At 38.4% G+C, this 18,564-nt stretch carries 15 protein-coding genes; 7 read left to right on the top strand and 8 right to left on the bottom strand.

Annotation, left to right across the window (positions count from 1 at the left end; genetic code table 11):
• Positions 1–150: 150 nt before the first annotated feature.
• From FRZ67_RS10765 to FRZ67_RS10750, 4 genes are all read left to right on the top strand, one after another.
• Positions 151–738, top strand: a complete 588-nt coding sequence (locus FRZ67_RS10765; protein WP_147189560.1) for a hypothetical protein — start codon at positions 151–153, stop codon at positions 736–738.
• A gap of 249 nt (positions 739–987) precedes the next feature.
• A complete protein-coding gene (locus tag FRZ67_RS10760) occupies positions 988–3,600 on the top strand; it encodes a PKD domain-containing protein (protein ID WP_147189559.1) in 2,613 nt (870 codons plus the stop codon).
• A 147-nt stretch (positions 3,601–3,747) separates the two neighbouring features.
• Positions 3,748–6,075, top strand: coding sequence for a PSD1 and planctomycete cytochrome C domain-containing protein (locus FRZ67_RS10755; protein ID WP_147189558.1), 2,328 nt, complete (start codon positions 3,748–3,750; stop codon positions 6,073–6,075).
• A gap of 369 nt (positions 6,076–6,444) precedes the next feature.
• The gene (locus FRZ67_RS10750; protein WP_147189557.1) at positions 6,445–7,890 is read left to right on the top strand and encodes a DUF1501 domain-containing protein; all 1,446 of its coding nucleotides are present in this window, start codon (positions 6,445–6,447) and stop codon (positions 7,888–7,890) included.
• 79 nt (positions 7,891–7,969) lie between these two features.
• On the opposite strand, the gene FRZ67_RS10745 is transcribed toward FRZ67_RS10750, so the two are convergent.
• The 6 genes from FRZ67_RS10745 to FRZ67_RS10720 form a co-directional block, all read right to left on the bottom strand.
• The gene (locus tag FRZ67_RS10745) at positions 7,970–8,692 is read right to left on the bottom strand and encodes a porin family protein (RefSeq protein WP_158638350.1); all 723 of its coding nucleotides are present in this window, start codon (positions 8,690–8,692) and stop codon (positions 7,970–7,972) included.
• A gap of 160 nt (positions 8,693–8,852) precedes the next feature.
• On the bottom strand, positions 8,853–9,689 hold the full coding sequence (locus tag FRZ67_RS10740; protein WP_147189555.1) for an anti-sigma factor: 837 nt from the start codon (positions 9,687–9,689) through the stop codon (positions 8,853–8,855).
• The gene (locus tag FRZ67_RS10735) at positions 9,690–10,220 is read right to left on the bottom strand and encodes an RNA polymerase sigma factor (RefSeq protein ID WP_225975575.1); all 531 of its coding nucleotides are present in this window, start codon (positions 10,218–10,220) and stop codon (positions 9,690–9,692) included. It abuts the gene before it with no gap.
• A 320-nt stretch (positions 10,221–10,540) separates the two neighbouring features.
• Complete coding sequence (gcvH, locus tag FRZ67_RS10730; RefSeq protein ID WP_147189553.1) at positions 10,541–10,921, bottom strand: glycine cleavage system protein GcvH; 381 nt, start codon at positions 10,919–10,921, stop codon at positions 10,541–10,543.
• 92 nt (positions 10,922–11,013) lie between these two features.
• Positions 11,014–11,724, bottom strand: coding sequence for a peptidylprolyl isomerase (locus FRZ67_RS10725; protein WP_147189552.1), 711 nt, complete (start codon positions 11,722–11,724; stop codon positions 11,014–11,016).
• A gap of 15 nt (positions 11,725–11,739) precedes the next feature.
• A complete protein-coding gene (locus FRZ67_RS10720; RefSeq protein ID WP_147189551.1) occupies positions 11,740–12,087 on the bottom strand; it encodes a hypothetical protein in 348 nt (115 codons plus the stop codon).
• A gap of 124 nt (positions 12,088–12,211) precedes the next feature.
• Between FRZ67_RS10720 and serS the strand changes: the two genes are divergently transcribed.
• The gene (gene serS, locus FRZ67_RS10715; RefSeq protein WP_147189550.1) at positions 12,212–13,486 is read left to right on the top strand and encodes a serine--tRNA ligase; all 1,275 of its coding nucleotides are present in this window, start codon (positions 12,212–12,214) and stop codon (positions 13,484–13,486) included.
• Between the two features lie 375 nt (positions 13,487–13,861).
• Positions 13,862–14,812, top strand: coding sequence for an alpha/beta hydrolase (locus FRZ67_RS10710; RefSeq protein ID WP_158638349.1), 951 nt, complete (start codon positions 13,862–13,864; stop codon positions 14,810–14,812).
• Here FRZ67_RS10710 and FRZ67_RS10705 read toward each other — a convergent pair whose 3' ends face one another.
• Positions 14,813–15,337: a L,D-transpeptidase family protein gene (locus tag FRZ67_RS10705; RefSeq protein WP_147189548.1), complete on the bottom strand. Its 525-nt coding sequence runs from the start codon at positions 15,335–15,337 to the stop codon at positions 14,813–14,815.
• 245 nt (positions 15,338–15,582) lie between these two features.
• Between FRZ67_RS10705 and FRZ67_RS10700 the strand changes: the two genes are divergently transcribed.
• Positions 15,583–16,617, top strand: coding sequence for a helix-turn-helix transcriptional regulator (locus tag FRZ67_RS10700; protein WP_147189547.1), 1,035 nt, complete (start codon positions 15,583–15,585; stop codon positions 16,615–16,617).
• Here FRZ67_RS10700 and FRZ67_RS10695 read toward each other — a convergent pair.
• Positions 16,572–18,389 (bottom strand): outer membrane protein assembly factor BamB family protein, encoded by a 1,818-nt coding sequence (locus tag FRZ67_RS10695; RefSeq protein ID WP_147189546.1) that lies wholly within the window; start codon positions 18,387–18,389, stop codon positions 16,572–16,574. The genes FRZ67_RS10700 and FRZ67_RS10695 overlap by 46 nt on opposite strands.
• Positions 18,390–18,564: the final 175 nt, after the last annotated feature.

Here is an 18,564-nt window from a genome sequence, read left to right as displayed (position 1 = left end):
GCATCACCTGTTGCGTCGCAAGCACTTTATCGTTCCGGTCAATAAGCAGCAGGAAAGCACATTTACCTGTTTACTGTTAGTTGACAGACTATATGTAAGCCGCAAAAAGTTTTTATTTATCTTACATCTTGATTTTCAAATAATACCAAAATGAAAACGATACTCATCTTATTTATTACAGCATTTCTTGGTATAAATGCATCTGCGCAGCAAGATGGTTATTGTGGACTGGAAAGATTATTTGCTTTAAACAAAAATCTGTCAAAAGAGGCTATTGCAGATTCTGTAAAAAATATTTATGGGGCAGAGGCTTTAAATATTAATACTGCTGGTAATTCTGCACCAAAAGAACTACTTATTTATCACATTAGAAATAGTGAATGTTTTAATGGCAATAACATAAGGCTAAGGTTTGAATTTTTGAATAATAAACTTGTAAAAGCTTATATGCAAACTGAATTTGCAAGGACAGATTATTACCAGATGCTTGACAATTTTAATGCACTTCGTAATTTTCTCAGGCTGCATTGGGAAAAGGAAAAGGAAATAAAATTTTCTTCAACAGATTTGATAAGTACCGGTTTCGATTTTACTAAACCAAAACAATCAATAACTATTTCAGATAAAATTGCACTTCAATATATAAACACCAGGCCAGATAAAGGTTATGGCATTTACTTACTGCGGTTAAGCTGGGTTAACAGCAATAATGCTGATATTGAAAATATTGTTTATTAATTCACGGGATTTTACTGCTCAAATTATAATAAGGCGTACAAGTGTGCGACGCAAGTAAAGCTCAGCAACATTTCTAAAAGCCGGACCCCAAAATAAATATTCTTTAAAGAAACTACATTTCAGGAGTTTCTAATACCCGGTTGGCTACAAAAATGTGTATCATTTCTATTGAAAATCTTAAATTACATTTTACCGTATCTCAACAAAATGCACTAAGCTTTTGTCATATACCCAAGTATAAACTGCATAGTGAAAAAAATTATTTACTTCTATATTATCCTTACCAGCCTGGCAAATAATGCCAGGGCTGACCATATAAAAGGCGGTGAAATTTCTTATATACTTAAATCCGTTGCTGGCTCAGATTATACTTACACAGTAACTGTAAAAATGTATATGGAATGTAATTCCTACAGGGAATTTTATAATCCAACCTTTGTCTCTGTTTTTAACAGGAAAACAGGTATTCGGGTTCGTGATCTGTCGGTGCCGATCACAAAAATTGAAGTAACCAGTCTTACAGATAATGATGATTGTATAACTAACCCGCCGCAGGTTTGTAACCGTATAGGTTATTATATTTTTGATGTTACACTACCTGCATCTCCAGATGGTTATTTGCTTACAACGGAAGTATTTTTTCGTGTGAATAATATGAGCAATCTTATGCCCGGTTATCAAAACATCGGTGCTACTTATACTGCTGAAATACCCGGTACTTTTAATATTACCACCGGACCAAAAAACAATAGTGCAAAATTTGCTGATAGCGACCTGGTTATTGTTTGTGCAGGACATGAATTTAATTACAGTTTTGCTGCAGAAGATAATGATGGAGATGCTCTTGCTTATTCCATGACCTATGCGTACAGGTCTGACAATTTTATGTTTGGTATCGACCTTACGCCAGCTGCTCCGCCACCATATGGCTCTGTGCCGTATGGCCCTGAATATAGTGGGGGCAAGCCTCTTGGCAATAATGTAAAAATAGATGAACACACAGGTATGATTAGTGGTATTGCTCCTTCGCCCGGTACTTATGTAATTGCAGTATCTGTAGAGGAGCGAAGAAACGGGCAATACATAGCTACACAACGAAAAGATCTGCAGATAAATGTTGCTTCCTGCTCTTTTACTTCAGCATCTCTTGCCGATACCTATCTTTTGTGTGGAAATACAAATACCGTAAACCTTGAAAATCTTTCTGTAAGCGAACTTATTCAAACATATAAGTGGAGTATAACAAATAATGTGGGTGAAACCATTTTCAGTTCTGCCAGCCCCACCGTAAATTATACCTTTGCAGATACAGGTGTATACAACGTAAATCTCAAGATCAATGAGAATGCTAAATGTGCCGATTCTACAGACAGTCAAATAAAAGTGTACCCGGGCTTTAAACCTGATTTCAATTATAAAGGAGTATGTTTAGATAAAGCAACGCAATTTACAGATGCTACATCATCTGTTTATGGAACGATCAATTCATGGCAATGGAACTTCACAGGAGATATACTTTCAGATGCTGTATCAAATACTCAAAATCCGGTATATAATTACACCTCTCTTGGAAATAAAAGCGTTAGCCTTATAGTAACAGACAGCAAAGGCTGTATTGATACGGTGTATAAAAACATTGAGATATTCGAAAAGCCGCCCATTCAGCTGGCGTTTACTGATACCCTGATTTGTAAACCTGATACATTACAACTAATAGCAAACGCCGTAGGTATCTATAATTGGACTCCTGCAAATGAAATTTTAAATGCGAATACTTCAAACCCCACTATTATACCAACACATACAACCAAATACTATGTGGACCTTGACCGGGATGGATGCACCAACCGGGATTCAGTAACAGTAAATGTTGTGGATCATGTAACAATGCAGGCAATGAAAGATACCACCATTTGTAAAGGGGATGCTATTCAATTGCATAATATTTCTGATGCACTGCATTATACCTGGCAACCGGCAAACCAGTTGAATGATGCCACTATTCAGCAGCCCTTTGCAACAACAAGCAGCAATACAAAATATACCGTTACGGCCAATATTGGCAGTTGCACTGCTTCAGATGAAATAAATGTTGTTACGGTACCTTATCCTGTTTCACTTGCGGGTAACGATACAATTATTTGTTTTGGTACAAATGTTTCATTGAACGGTGTTACAGATGGCAACAGGTTCGAATGGTCGCCGTCTGTTGGTTTATTCAATTATACTTCTTTGCATACGATTGCAAATCCAACAACAACTACCACTTATATACTTACCACTTATGATATCAAAGGTTGTCCAAAACCTGGTATCGATTCTGTAACTGTTACTGTACTACCTAAAATTAATGTATATGCGGGGCACGATACAGCCATCGTCATCAATCAGCCGTTACAATTAAATGGAAGTGGAGGGTCAACTTATACTTGGTCGCCACCAAATAATTTATCTTCTCCCTTTATTGCCAGTCCTGTTGCCCAATTTTATTATCCCTCAGATGGTAACCGGTACAAGCTGATAGTAAATAACGAGGCAGGTTGCGCAGACTCAGCTTTTATTACCATCAAAGTGTATAAAACACTTCCATCAGTTTTTGTACCAACTGGGTTTACGCCAAACCGTGATGGTAAAAATGATATACTCAAACCAATTCTTGCAGGCATACAACGCATACAGATGTTTAATGTATATAACCGTTTGGGGCAACTTATTTTTTCAACAAGCACAGAAGGCCGGGGATGGGATGGAACAATAGACGGTATACCACAAAATACAGGCACTTATGTATGGATGGTAAAAGCCGTTGACTACAATGGCGTTCCCTATTTCAATAAAGGCACCGTAACATTAATAAGATAATTTTCTGTTGTACTTAGCTATATTGCTACTATTAAGCTTCGTTGTGTCACTCACTTCAACATTCTTATCAATATTGAGCAATAAATGAGCATTGAGCCGATGCTGATAATTTTTTCGTTAGCTTTATACTTCCTGCGCTTGTTCAATATGAAGAAAATATTCATTACAATTTTATTGCTTTCGTCAGCTGCTGTTTTTTTCATGAATGCATGCAACACAAATGAAGTTGCCGCAGACGGAACAACTATGCCCGATAGCATTAGCTACAACTTTAATATAAGACCAATCTTATCAGACAAGTGTTTTGCATGTCACGGACCTGATGCAAACAAACGAAAAGCCCAGTTAAGATTAGATATAGCCGACAGTGCTTTCAAAGCGTTAAAGGAAACAAAAGGTGCATATGCTTTAGTACCCTTTAAACCAAACGAATCTGAATTATATAAAAGAGTTTCTTCAACAGATACATCATACATGATGCCGCCACCAATTTCGCATTTGGCATCCTTATCACCTTTCGAAGTTCAGTTAATAAAAAAATGGATTGAGCAAGGTGCCAAGTATGAGAAACATTGGGCTTTCACTGCACCTAAAAAGGTTGCATTGCCAAAAGTAAGTGATGAAAAATGGGCAAAGAATGAAATAGATTATTTCGTTTTAAGTAAGCTTGAGAAAATTGGACTCAAACCAAATGAAGAAGCAGATAAAGAAAGATTATTAAAACGTGTTTCATTCGATCTTACAGGGTTGCCACCAACCATCGAAATGATGGATGCATTTAATGCAGACAATTCTCCAACTGCTTATGAAAAAATTGTTGACAAACTAATTGCATCTCCGCAATATGGAGAACATATGGCAGTGCATTGGTTAGACATAGCGCGTTATGCCGATTCTTACGGCTACCAGGATGATAATATACGTACGCAATGGCCATGGAGAGATTGGGTGATACATGCATTCAACGAAAATCTTCCTTACGATAAATTTATTACATGGCAGATTGCCGGCGATATGTTACCCAACGCCACAAAAGAAGAAATACTCGCAACAGGTTTTTTGCGCAATCATAAATACACAGAAGAAGGTGGTGTTGTTCCCGAAGAGTACCGTGTTGAATATTTGATTGATAAAACAAAAACTTACGGTAAAGGCATTCTTGGTATTACCATCGAATGCGCACAATGCCACGATCACAAGTACGATCCATTTCCACAAAAAGATTATTACTCGTTGCTTGCATTTTTCAACAACACGCAGGAAGTTGGATACGAAGGCGATGTAAGTGTATCGCAGCCTGCAAAGCATCCTATACTTACTTTAAATGATACAGACATTGTAAGAACAATGCAGTTCATCAATAAAAAAGATACAGGTAAGCTGACTGTATCCGTAATGGGTGAATTGAAAGATAGCGTTCGCAAAACTTATGTGCTTAATCGTGGGCAATATGGCTCGCCAACAGATGAAGTAAAGCCGCATGCACCAACAGCAATACTTCCATACGATACAACAAAGTATCCACGCAACCGCCTTGGTCTTGCAGCATGGACGGTTGATAAAAACAATCCTCTTACTGCGCGTGTTTTTGTAAATCAATTATGGCAGGAAATTTTTGGAAGAGGTCTTGTAAAAACTTCGGGGGATTTTGGCATGCAGGGAGAATTGCCATCGCATCCTGAATTGCTCGACTGGCTTGCTGTTGATTTCATGGAACATAACTGGGATATTAAACGTTTGGTAAAACAAATGGTAATGTCTGCAACTTATCGTCAGAGTGATGTTGCAAATAAAGAACAATTAGAAAAAGATCCCGAGAATAAGTATTATGCACGTGGTCCCCGTAATCGTTTGCCTGCGGAATCTATTCGTGATATGATCCTTGCGAGCAGTGGGTTGCTTAATAAATCAATAGGGGGTCCAAGCGTGAAACCCTATCAGCCAAAAGGTTTATGGGAAGGCGCAACATCCGGTCGTGGCGTCTTGGCAACATACAAACAAGATCATAAAGAAGATTTGTATCGCCGCGGTATGTACACATTCATTAAGCTTACCGTACCACCGCCATCAATGATCATGTTCGATGCTAGCAACCGCGATCAATGTCAGGTATACCGACCCAAAACAAATACGCCATTGCAGGCACTCATCATGGAAAATGATCCAACCATGCTGGAAGCATCGAGAGTGCTTGCACAAAATTTAGCGCTGCAGCAATCATCTGCACAAGATAAGATCACAAAAGCATTCCGGTTAATTGTGTGCAGGCGTCCTTCGGAAAATGAAAATAAAATTTTGAACGAATATTATACGGAACAGCTTGTAGCATTTCAGCAAAAGAAATTAAGTGCAGACACTACACTGAAAGTTGGCGAATATCCAATGAATGATAAAGCAGATAAAACAGAATCAGCAGCATTGATGAAAGTGATAGAGATGATCTACAATTTAGAAGAGAGCATTACTAAAACGTAGTCTGAACCTGGATTTGGGTGAGATTATAAAGAGTATGAAGATTTATTTTTTGCCCCAAGGCGACAGAATAAATATTTAGCTTTTGTTGCGTCGCACTCTTGTACTGTTGAATAAGAATCGTCATAGCGGGGAGCGAAGCGTAGATAATGTGTGTAGGGCGATGTGGCTATCTGTTGGAATTATGTTCTTACTTTTTGCACGAGATTACCACACGCCACATAGCTAAAGCTCAAAAGCTATTCATGTGGCTCGTAATGACGATTAAAGTATAGAACGTACAAGTGAGTGACACAACAGACGATCACATGAAGAATAAAAGCTGGCAACAAAAATATTCTCCATGATTTTCTGACTTTTTACTTATACACTATGTCAAAAGAATTTATAGAACACAGGTTGAACATGAATCGAAGGAGATTCTTATCAAGATTAAGTCTTGGCGTGGGAAGTGTTGCGTTGGGTTCATTGTTGATACCTGATCTGTTTAGCGGCAAAGAAGAAGATGCAGTGATGGCGGGGCTTCCACATTTTGCACCGAAAGCAAAAAGAGTAATTTATCTGTTTCAGAATGGCGCACCATCGCAACTTGATCTTTTTGATTACAAACCTTTGCTCCAACAAATGCATGGACAGGATCTGCCTGCATCCATCCGTATGGGACAGCGCTTAACAGGTATGACTGCTGATCAGAAAAAATTTCCGTTAGCAGGAACTGTTTTTAAATTCGACAGGTATGGACAGGCAGGCGCATACATTAGTGAATTGCTTCCGCACACAGCAAAAATTGCAGATGATCTTTGTATTGTAAAAACCATTTTTACAGAAGCAATTAATCATGATCCTGCACTTACATTTTTTCAAACAGGCGCTCAGGTTGGTAACAGACCAAGCATGGGCGCATGGGTGAGTTATGGTTTGGGAACAGAGAATAAAAATCTGCCGTCGTTTTGTGTGTTGCTCTCGAAAGGAAAAGGAAATGGACAAGGTGTTTATTCAAAGCTTTGGACGAATGGGTTTCTAGATTCAACATACCAGGGTGTACAATTCAGTAGTGGTGAGCATCCCGTGCTTTACCTGAATGATGCCGATGGTATAACAAGAGAAGATCGCAGAAAGATGCTGGATAAATTAGGCGAGTTGAATGAAGAAAGTTATAAAGAATTTGGCGATCCTGAAATTGCTGCAAAGATCCAACAGTATGAGCTTGCATACAGAATGCAAACCGCAGTACCTGAAATTACAGACCTGACTAAAGAACCGGAATCAATTGTAAAAATGTATGGACCGGAATGTTTAGTGCCCGGCACATATGCGGCCAATTGTTTGCTTGCAAGAAAACTTTCAGAAAATGGTGTACGCTTTGTGCAATTGTATCACCAGGGTTGGGATGGTCATAATAATTTGCCTGGAGAAATTGTTGGTCAGTGTAAAGATGTTGACCAGGCAAGTGCTGCATTAATCACCGATCTTAAACAACGCGGTTTGCTTGATGAAACATTGGTAATATGGGGTGGTGAATTTGGCAGAACAAATTATTGCCAGGGAGAATTAACGAAAGATAATTATGGAAGAGATCATCATCCAAGATGCTTTACAGTTTGGATGGCTGGTGGGGGAATAAAGCCAGGTGTTTATGGAGAAACAGATGAGTTTGGATACAATATTGCAAAAGATCCTGTGCATGTGCACGACTTTCATGCTACCATCCTAAATCAACTTGGTTTAGACCATGAGAAATTAACCTTTAAACATTTGGGAAGAAGGTACCGGTTAACGGATGTTTCAGGAAAAGTGGTGCAGGGAATTATCACTTAAAAAACTTATTTCTATAAAACAAAAAGGCTGATCAATTTTTTGATCAGCCTTTTTGTTTTAAATTGATTTGCTTAATATATTATAATCTTACACCAATACCTACACTAAATGTTCTGTACTTGTTATTATCTGTGCTATTATTTGTTTGTGTAGAATTTATTTTCGTTAAACCCCATCCATAATTAACCCCAAGTGCAAATCTGCTGATCTCCATGCCTGCCAGTGCATTGATACCAACATCAAATCTTTTTAGCCTGTCATAACGTGCGCCTTCCTGCTGGTCAGTTAATGGATTATCGTTGTTGAATTTAATAGCTTCGCTTGTTGATGATTTTACACCCAGTAATGACGATTCTGTTTTTGAATTACCGCCAATACCCATCGCTGCATAAGGGCCTGCACCGGCATATAAACGTACATCGCTACCTAAAGGAAATTTAACTACAAGATTTGCTGGTAACTCCAGATATAACGGGTTGAATGTAGATTTTACATAGTTATCAGAATGATCGCTGGCATCTGCATAGAAAGTTGATTTAGCACCCTTACCAGTTAATAGCAATCCCGTTTGAAAAGACAGTACAGGTGCCAATGGAATATCTGCAATTGCTCCAATATGGAATGTGCTTAATGTTTTTGCGTCATTGGTAGACCCGTCTTTATTTACAGAAATATTAGCGGCGTTATAGCCTCCTTTTATATAAATGCCTCCCGGATTGACTTTGGGTTCAGTCTGCTGCGCAATTAAAGCTCCCGAAATAACTACGCCGATCATAAGTAATGACAATGCTTTCTTTTTCATAAGTTTCAATTTTTGAAACATAATTTTTCCAAAAACATGCCAAATGAAAATATCTATTGAACCTCATGTTTAGTGTAAGTTAAAATGTGGAAGTTATTACCAGTTATTTCTACAGGCTAAACATAATAACAGAGGGGGATTTAAACAAAAGGAGATAGCTTTATATTTTAACAGCACCTGCAACAACCATTGCATCAAGGTGGGGTGATTGGCTACCACCTTTCGGCTCCACTGTAATAGCGAACATGGATGCTTTGGGCACATTGCTCATTTTGCACAAACCATTACAATCTTCTACCAGTCCGGCACTTACGGGTTTACCATCAACAATTGCCCAAAGCTGGTATTGTTTATCAGAAGGAAGAGCATCCATTTTTGCGGGCAGTAAATAAACATCCTTTGTTTTACTGTCCCAATAAACTGCAGCAAAAGTATTCTCATGACCTTTTATACCTGGCAGATCTATTTTCTGTACATCAGGGTTTTGAATAATGTGCATGCTTTCTTCATAATCATTAAGCCTGGTCAGGTTCACATCATTCTTTGCCTGCAGACTATTGCGCTCTTCTAATAAGGCTACATATTTCTCATTACTTGTTTTGTAATTGCTGTAGAAATAAAAATTCAGCGCTGTACTAACAACCAATAAAATAATTGATGCAGCAGCAAGATAACGCCATGTTGGTTTTGGTGCAACCGTCACTGTTTCAGCATCTGTATTACCGGTATGCAAAGGAATAACAGGAACAATTTTATTTTTTTCTTTCTCAAACTCTTCACTAAGTGCAAGCATCACTTTATCCTTCACCGTTGGGGGAGGTGTAACCGCGTTATTAAAAGCATTTGCTTCTATCAATGCTGCAAATTCATCCACAGCATTCTTGATATCGGCATGTTGCATGCAGAGCAATTCCAGCTCAGCCGCTTCATCGGCGCTGGCAAGACCAAGCACGTAGCTTTCAATAACCCCACTTTCTATGTATGCTTTTGTGTCCACTTAATTTTTAACTAATTCACGTAATTGTAATAATGCAGCCCTAAGCCTGGTTTTCACCGTCCCTAAAGGAATATTCAGCATTTTGGAAATTTCATCCTGCGTAAATCCTTCGAAGTAAGAAAGCTCTACAAGTACTTTGTAGTCATCCTTTAAGGTATGAACCAGTTTGCGGAGGCCAATTTTATCGATGTTGGTCGCTGTACTGCCACCGCTCTCATATACGGTTTCTGTTAACTCACGGTTTTGCTGATTGTTCTGGTAGCTTTTGCTGCGTATCACATCAATAGAAGCATTCCGTGCTATATTCATCATCCAAGTAAACAAACGGCCCCTTGTTGCATCGTAAGATTCACTCATACGCCAGATCTTTACAAACACTTCCTGCAACACATCGCTTGCCTGCTCATGCTCCGGAACTATTGCCAATATTACATTGTAGAGCGCACCGGAGTAATGATCATACAAATAACTGAATGCATTTTGCTGGCGCTCTTTTAAAAGCGTCACCAGTTCTTCTTCAGTGTATTTCACAATTTCCGGCATTATAATTACATCCCTTAAATATCTTTTAAAATATATTTTTAAACAAACTGCAGCTTTTTATAGCATCGCCTGTTGTGTCACTCACTTGTACTGTAGAATACAAGTCAGCAAAGTCAGGAGTCGGAAAGTCAGCAAAGACTATTACTTGAAATTAACTTCTTTCGGACTTTTGGCCTTGCTGACTTCCGGACTGGAGTACAAGAGTGCGACGCAATAAAAGCTTAACTGCTGCATTCAGTTTGGCTCATAAAAATTCCTGCACTAAAACTACATGAAACAAATAAACAGTACGGATGTTCAGTTTAAGATTATCCTACCAATGCTTCATAAGCCGCAGCATCCATCAGCGCATCAATATCGGCAACATTGGCAACTTCCAGCTTTACCATCCAGCCTTCACCATAAGGATCCGTGTTTACCAATTCGGGCTGTTTCTCCAGGGCTGCATTAAGTTCCAACACTGTTCCTGAAACAGGAAGAAAAAGATCGCTTACCGTTTTTACTGCTTCTACCGTACCAAAAACTTCTTGTGCCTGCATTGCCTTACCAATGCTGGCAACATCTACATATACAATGTCACCAAGCTCATGTTGCGCAAAATCTGTAATGCCAATCAATGCGATATTACCATCAACCAGTTTTATCCATTCATGATCTTTGGTGTATTTCAATCCGGAAGGAAAATTCATAATTGTATTTTTTTGGAGTACAAATATTGAATAAAAAATTTTAAAACGCGATGCTTTTTAATCGTACACATTTTACAACTGGCAGCCTGGGTTTAATTAAGCATTTTCATTTTCATGCGTATATCTTTCAGCGGCCTGTCGTTACCATCTTTTTCTGCCGCTGCAATTTTATCTAACACCTCAAGCCCTTTTATTACTTCGCCAAAAACAGTATAGTTCTGATCGAGGAAAGGTGTGCCCCCAATTGTTTTATACACTTTACGCTGTGCCTCTGTAAAACGGAAACCGGGATTTTCCTGGCGCACATTACATTCCATCATGTTCAATGCAGTATCGTTATAAGTTTGTCCCTGCACAATATAAAACTGGCAATTACTGCTGGCTTTGTCCGGATTATTATCTCTTGCTGCCGCAAGCGCACCTTTTTTATGGATAAGGTTAGGCGCAAACTCTGCAGGTATGCGTTCTGCGCCCGGGGCACTTCCTGCCCCAAGCTGTTGGCCGGCTTCTGCATTTTTACTATCCGGGTCTCCGCCTTGTATCATAAAATTTTGAATAATGCGGTGAAACATCAGGCTATCGTAAAATCCTTCTTTAACCAGTTTGATAAAATTATCGCGGTGTAGCGGCGTTGAGTCGTAAAGACGAAGTACCATTACGCCATAATCTGTGGTGAGTTGTACCAGCCTGCCTTTTGAAACTGTTGCAGCAGGTTTTGCTGTAGTTGATTTAGGTTTTGCGTTTTGGGCAAACGAGTTTTGTGCTGCTATAAGCACCAGTAAAATAAATGCTGCTTTTTTCATGCTGTAATAGTGATTTTAAAATCCTTGCTGGTCGAAGTAAAGCAAAATATGGTCTTTTAAAAAATTTTCCTGTTCTATCAGACCATTAACGGGCATATCTTTTAGTTGTTTGAAATGTGGCCAGCCATCTTCATCGTGCCCTTCCAGTGCATACAAGCCACTTTGGGAAAGTACGGTACAAACAGCCACATGCATCAGGTCTTGTTTCTGTTCTTTGGTAATTTTTTCTTTCATGAAACTGGTTTCCTGCATACCTATCAGGAAGAGTATAGCTTCCAGGTCGGGTTTCTTTCCAAAACGCTCTGCCAGTTTAGCTTCCAGGTTCCACCAGCGTTGCTGCAGATCATCGTTCACATTTTGCATAGTGCGCAAAGGTAAGTGAGTAAAAGAATAAGTTTTAAAATACGAGAGCCAAGACTGAACCCATTTGTTGTTTTCTTGTCCCTTGTTTCTTGTCGGCCTTATCTTTGCGGCAAAATATTCTTGCATGTTACAGGTAAATGTATTGCGCCAGAAACCTGATTGGGCAAAGGAAAGGTTAGCATTTAAAAACTTTAAGCAAACGGAACTGGTTGATGAGATTATTGCATTGGATGATGAACGTAAAAGATTACAGGCCGAGTTTGATAATACACAAGCTTTAATAAATGTGGCCTCAAAAGAGATCGGCAAACTAATGGGGCAGGGCAAAAAAGATGAGGCAGAAGAACAAAAAGCAACCGTTGCAAATCTAAAATCAACAGCTGGTGAGCTAAATGAAAAAATGTCTGTAACAGAAAAATCGTTGCAGGAAAAATTGGTCGTGCTGCCCAATCTACCATCCGCATTAGTACCTCCGGGCACTTCTGCTGAGGACAACGTAGTGGTAAGGTCTGGCGGCGTAGACAATATTAATCTTCCGGCCAATGCTGTTCCGCATTGGGATCTTATAAAAACATATGACCTCGTAGATTTTGAAACTGGCTCAAAAGTCACCGGTCGTGGTTTCCCTTTTTACAAAGGCAAAGGTGCCAAACTGCAACGCGCCATGATACAGTATTTTCTTGATTTTAATACTGCCGCTGGATATACAGAATTTATTCCGCCATTCATGGTAAATGAAGCAAGCGCTTATGGCACCGGCCAGTTGCCCGATAAAGAAGGACAGATGTATCATGTAACAGAAGACAATTTTTATCTTATTCCAACATCTGAAGTACCACTTACCAATATCTATCGCGATGAAATTTTAAAAGAAAATGAGCTGCCCATAAAAATGACGGCATATTCTCCCTGCTTTAGAAGAGAGGCAGGAAGTTTTGGAAAAGATGTGCGTGGGTTAAACCGTTTGCACCAATTTGAAAAAGTAGAGATATTACAAATAACACATCCGGAAAAAAGTTATGACGCACTGGAAGAAATGGTGCATCATGTAGAACGGCTTGTACAAAGCCTTGAACTGCCTTACCGCATTTTAAAACTCTGTGGCGGTGATATGGGTTTCACCAGTGCACTTACCTACGATTTTGAAGTGTACAGTGCAGCACAGCAACGCTGGCTCGAAGTAAGCAGTGTAAGTAATATGGAAAGCTATCAGACAAATCGTCTTAAATGCAGGTTCAAAGATGCCAATGGTAAAACGCAACTTGCACATAGCCTTAACGGAAGTTCACTTGCATTGCCGCGTATACTGGCAAGCATACTTGAAAATAACCAAACCGAAAATGGAATAAAAATTCCGCAGGTACTGCATAAATATTTTGGTGCAGAGATGATTAGTTAGTATGTACAAACTAATATAGAGTAGATAACTGCCTGCAAAAAGTGCAGGTTTTTTTTACCTGGCATTTGTACCGCTATTAAGCTTTTCTTGCGTCGCACTCTTGTACTGAAGCTTAGATGTCAGCAAGCAACAGCCATGTTTCAAGCTAAAACGTTTTTAACGACTGAATGCTGATACCTGGCTGCAGATTGCTGTTATGAACGCACAAATGAGTGACACAACGATGATGCTATGAAATACTGCAGCTAAAAAAATTACTATGCAGTATTCACAAATACTAAAATGAAATAACAGGCAGCTTTATAAAACAAAAGCCGGTTAGCAAAATCTTTACCTAATATGTTTCGTTATTATTTTAAAGATCAAACACCGTTTATGAAACTGCTCCTTAAAAAAACTGCTTATATACTTTTATTTATTTTCATTTTTTTCAATATTGTTTGCGCTGTTCAGGCTTACCATTTCACCCGCTTTGTAGATAATGCACCACGTCAAAACCCAGCGGAGATGGGCCTTTTTATAAAAGTAGGCGCAGTATTATTTGGTACACCTGTTCCAAAAAGCAAAGTGGTTGATTCATTGCATATACCACACAGCACGGTAAAAATTATAACCGAAGATGGCTTGCAACTTGCAGCATGGAGCACGCTGCATAATAATGCTGTTGCCGCAAAAGGAACGATCATTATGTTTCATGGGCATGGCAGTTGCCGTAGTGGGCTTACAAAAGAAGCCGAAGCATTCTATGGGCTTGGCTGGAATATTTTAACGGTTGATTTTCGTGATCATGGTGAAAGTGAAGGCACCACTTGTAGTGTTGGTTATAATGAAGCCAAAGATGTAAAAGCCGCTTATGATTACGCTGTTGCAAACGGTGCAAAGAATATTGTGCTGTATGGCATATCAATGGGTGCGGCAACCATAACAAAAGCTATGCATGATTACAGCGCCATTCAACCAAAAAAAATAATTCTTGAAATGCCTTTTGGCACTATGCATGATGCGGCAGAAGGTTTTGTAAGGGTGATGAATTTGCCCGATGAACCGTTGGGTACTTTTCTTGCATTCTGGGGCGGCACAGATCTTGGCATTTGGGCATTTTCAAATAAGCCCGTTGAATATGTAAAAGATATTCACTGCAAAACTTTATTACAATGGGGGCAGGAAGATTTTCGTGTAACGCAGGAAGAAACAAATACTATTTATAATAATCTTGGCACTAAGGAAAAAAAATTGGTTGTGTATGCAAATTCAGGACATCAGAGTCTTTGCAAGAATGAGCATGATAAATGGATGCAAAACATTACAACATTTTTGAACGAGTAATCATTTTCTTATTTGTACTTTTGTTCCTACGGGTATCATATTGTATAATTCTTCCACATCTTCATTCTTCATGCTTATGCAGCCCATTGTCCAGTTGTCATAACGGTCAATAGCATAATCTTCACGCGGCCATGTGCCATGAATACCGATACCACCACCAATAGTTGCATTCTGGGGTATCAGGCCATGCGCTTTACGCTCATAAAATCTTTGATAGCTTTCCTGTGTAGGATAATCAAGCATCATGAATCTATCCCATTTTTCATGCACTTTTTTACTGATAATGGTAAATGTTCCTTCAGGTGTTTTGCGGTCGCCTTCCCGCATTTTATCTCCAAGATCTTTATTGCCAAATACAACTGGGTAAGTGGCGTACCAGCCATCATCATCATATACGCTTAATTCATATTTGCTTTTCTCTACAACTAATAAATAAGTACCCTTTGGTAAAATATGTTTATCATGAAAAGATGTAAAACCTAACAATAAACTTATGCAGCAGCAGGAATAAATAAGGCTTTTCATTGCATCAAAATTTTAGGAGGTTAACAATTTGCTATGTGTAAAATTTTAAATGCAACAGGAGGATGATTTGTTAGTGATAACGCAAAAACTATTCCCTGATTTTTTAAGCGGGGTAAAAATTTAGTTAAGAGATTTTATCCACCGGCCCAACTTTACACTGCTGCAATAAAATATTCAGTACAAGTGTGCGACGCAAGGAACGATGCAGGTAATTACTTAAGTCCGGAACATAATAAAACAGCTCTTTGTCAAATGCTGCTTATTATGGTAAACTATTAATGCCGCTTATACTTTTTGGATGGTCAAAGCCTTTAATTGTTGATAACTTAGAATTGAAAACGATATTACTTATGCCTTATGTGCACCTGATAAATGAACAAAATAAACTATCGTTGAATAAGCCAGCCGATACGGACAGGATTTACTATTCTGAACTTAGAGAGTGGTTTACGAATAATGCATTCAGAAGCTTTAGTGTAAAATATGTGGTGGAAGGCGCTATTACTTATCGTTGCGGACAAAAGGAATACAAAGTGGAAAAAAATCATTTTTTGCTAACCAGCAAACAACCTTTTGTAAAAGCATATTTTGAATCTAAACAACCTGTAAAAAGTATTTGCATTGATATATGCCCGTCTTCGATTGCAGAAACATTTTCGGTGCTGCATCACAAAGAAGAACATAACCTAGATAATTACATGACGGGTTATTTTGAATGTCCGCACTTTTTTGAGCATGTATATAATACCGGGCAAACACAATTGGGCCTTCAACTAAAGCAACTTTCTATTGCATTAAAAAATGGCCTGATCTACGAAGATATTGTTAATGAAGAATGGTTTCTGCGGCTTACAGAAGAAATAGTATTGCAGGAAAAACAAAACTGCTTTTCGCTTAATAATATTTCATCGAGAAAAGTTTCTACACGCAAAGAGACCTACGAACGTTTATTAACAGGCAGAGAATTTATACATGCACATTATCTGCAGAATCCTGAAATTGCTGAGGTTGCAAGGCATTGTAACCTTTCCGTATACCATTTCTTCAGAAGTTTTAAACAGGCATTTAAAATATCACCTTATCAATATATGTTGCAGTTACGTTTGCAGCATGCATTGGAGCTTTTAAAGACCGGCATTTATTCTGTTACAGATATCGCTTCGCTCTGTAGTTTCCCGGATGTTTTTTCTTTCAGCAAGGCTTTTAAAAAACAGTACGGACTTTCCCCTAACTATTACATACGCTCAATATTTGAGAGTACATCGTCGGCAAAATTATAATCTTCAGGAAAAGATTGGTCAACCCACATTTGTACAAATTTTCCTTTGCCGATATTTTTTATCCAAGCAGATGCTCTTCCTTTTTCATCAATACCAAGCACGGTGGTCGCATCATTTTTATCAATAGGAGATATGGCTGTCCAATGATCTTTTATCCCCATTGACTTTCCCGCTGCTGTTGCAGTTGCTGAAAAGAAACCACCAAAGCTACGCAGATCATTTGCAGGATAATTGACGCCAATTAAAGATTTGCAGCGTCTGTAATTAAAGCCGTTCAGATTATTGCTTGAATCAATATCACACACCAGAGAATTATTGCCGATATCCACTACAATACCGCCTGATTCAATAAAGCTGTGTAAAATATTTATGGTATCTGTTCTTAAAAATGAAGCTGGCAGTTTTGATGAAACAAATACGATCACCTTTCCACTTCCATCATTTTTATTTTCTGTAACTAATGAAGACAGCTTTTTTTCATCAATCACTATATAGCCCTTGCGGTAAAAAAAATCTTTCACCAATATATCAACCCCATTGCGAAGAAAAATGGATGCATTTTTTTTATCCCAGTAAACATAACGATTCAAAGAGTTTTTATTAATTACTGTATTTTCCAGGCAATAAAATAAACCATTGTCTGCACCAAAATACATCTTGTTATCACCCACAACAGGTGAAGAGAATATTTTCGAATTGATACAAAAGGGATGCGCTTGCTTTTCGCCGGTATTAATATCAATACAATAAAGCACGCCTTCATTACCTCCAATGTAAACATTATTACCAACTACAAGAGGCGATGACCATAATGGTGCGGTGCCATATGTTCGCCATTTTTCCTGCCCTGTTTTAATATTTACAGATTGTACAAAATGCCCATCCGATGTACCTGTAATTACATGCCCGTTTACAACAGATGGAGAAGAAATAACCCATGATACTTTGTGATCAAATTTCCAGCGCAAGGTTCCATCAAAACGATTTACGCAATAAAGAAACCCATCCCTGCTGCCAAATACAACTGCATCATCTTCTACAACTGCAGAACCAAGAATTGCTTTTCTGTCAAAACCAATAGTGTCATTATTAAGTAAAGAGCCGAATGTTTTATATACCCATTTTTGTTTACCTGTTTTTGAATCAAGGGCATACATATCTCCGTTTGTATCCCCAATATATATCCATCCGTCTTTCAACGCAGGTGTGGCACGTATAAAATGTTGTGCTTTAAATTCCCAATAGCTTTTGCCATTTTGTTTATTAAGCGATAATACTTTTCCATCTGCAGAGGCAATTAGTAATGTATCTGTATTAATAGCAGGTGATGGGAAATAATAATCAAAGCCCCAGTCATATGGTTTGTCTTCGCCGATTGATTTTTGCCAGTTGAGGTTTCCATCATTAGCATTTATAGCGAACAAAATTTGTTGTTCACTTAGTATATAAATCAGTCCTGTTGAATAAGCGGGTGATGATGATACCGAACTGCCACAATTAAATTTCCATTTTAGTTCTCCAGTCTTTTTTTCGAGCGCATAGAGATAGCCATCATTACTGCCAAAGTATACGATATCATTTACCGCAATGGCAGTTGAGCGAACTGCAGCACCGGTTTTAAATGTCCAGGAAATTTTATTGAAGACATTATCATCCTGGCCTGCATAGTTTTTATTGTGTGCAGCATTGCCGCGAAACATTTCATCTGGCTGTGCTTTTACGCGTATGAAAAATATGAAAATAAAGAAAAGCAGGCTGTATATTTTATTCATGTGGGGTTATTGAAATAAGTTATAATAAGGTTTAAAATTAATAAGCGCAATTACTATAACTATGTCAAATGCTGCACATTTTATAAATGAGGTTCAGCATGTTCATAATGGCTGTGAAAACGATAGGTAATTTTTTTAGCCGGGCTGCAGTACTACTTTGCTGCTTTTCTTGCGT

Source organism: Panacibacter ginsenosidivorans, from assembly GCF_007971225.1.
Taxonomy (GTDB): Bacteria; Bacteroidota; Bacteroidia; order Chitinophagales; family Chitinophagaceae; genus Panacibacter; species Panacibacter ginsenosidivorans.
Note: the sequence above shows the minus strand (reverse complement) of the source record. Positions and strands in the feature narration are given on the sequence as shown.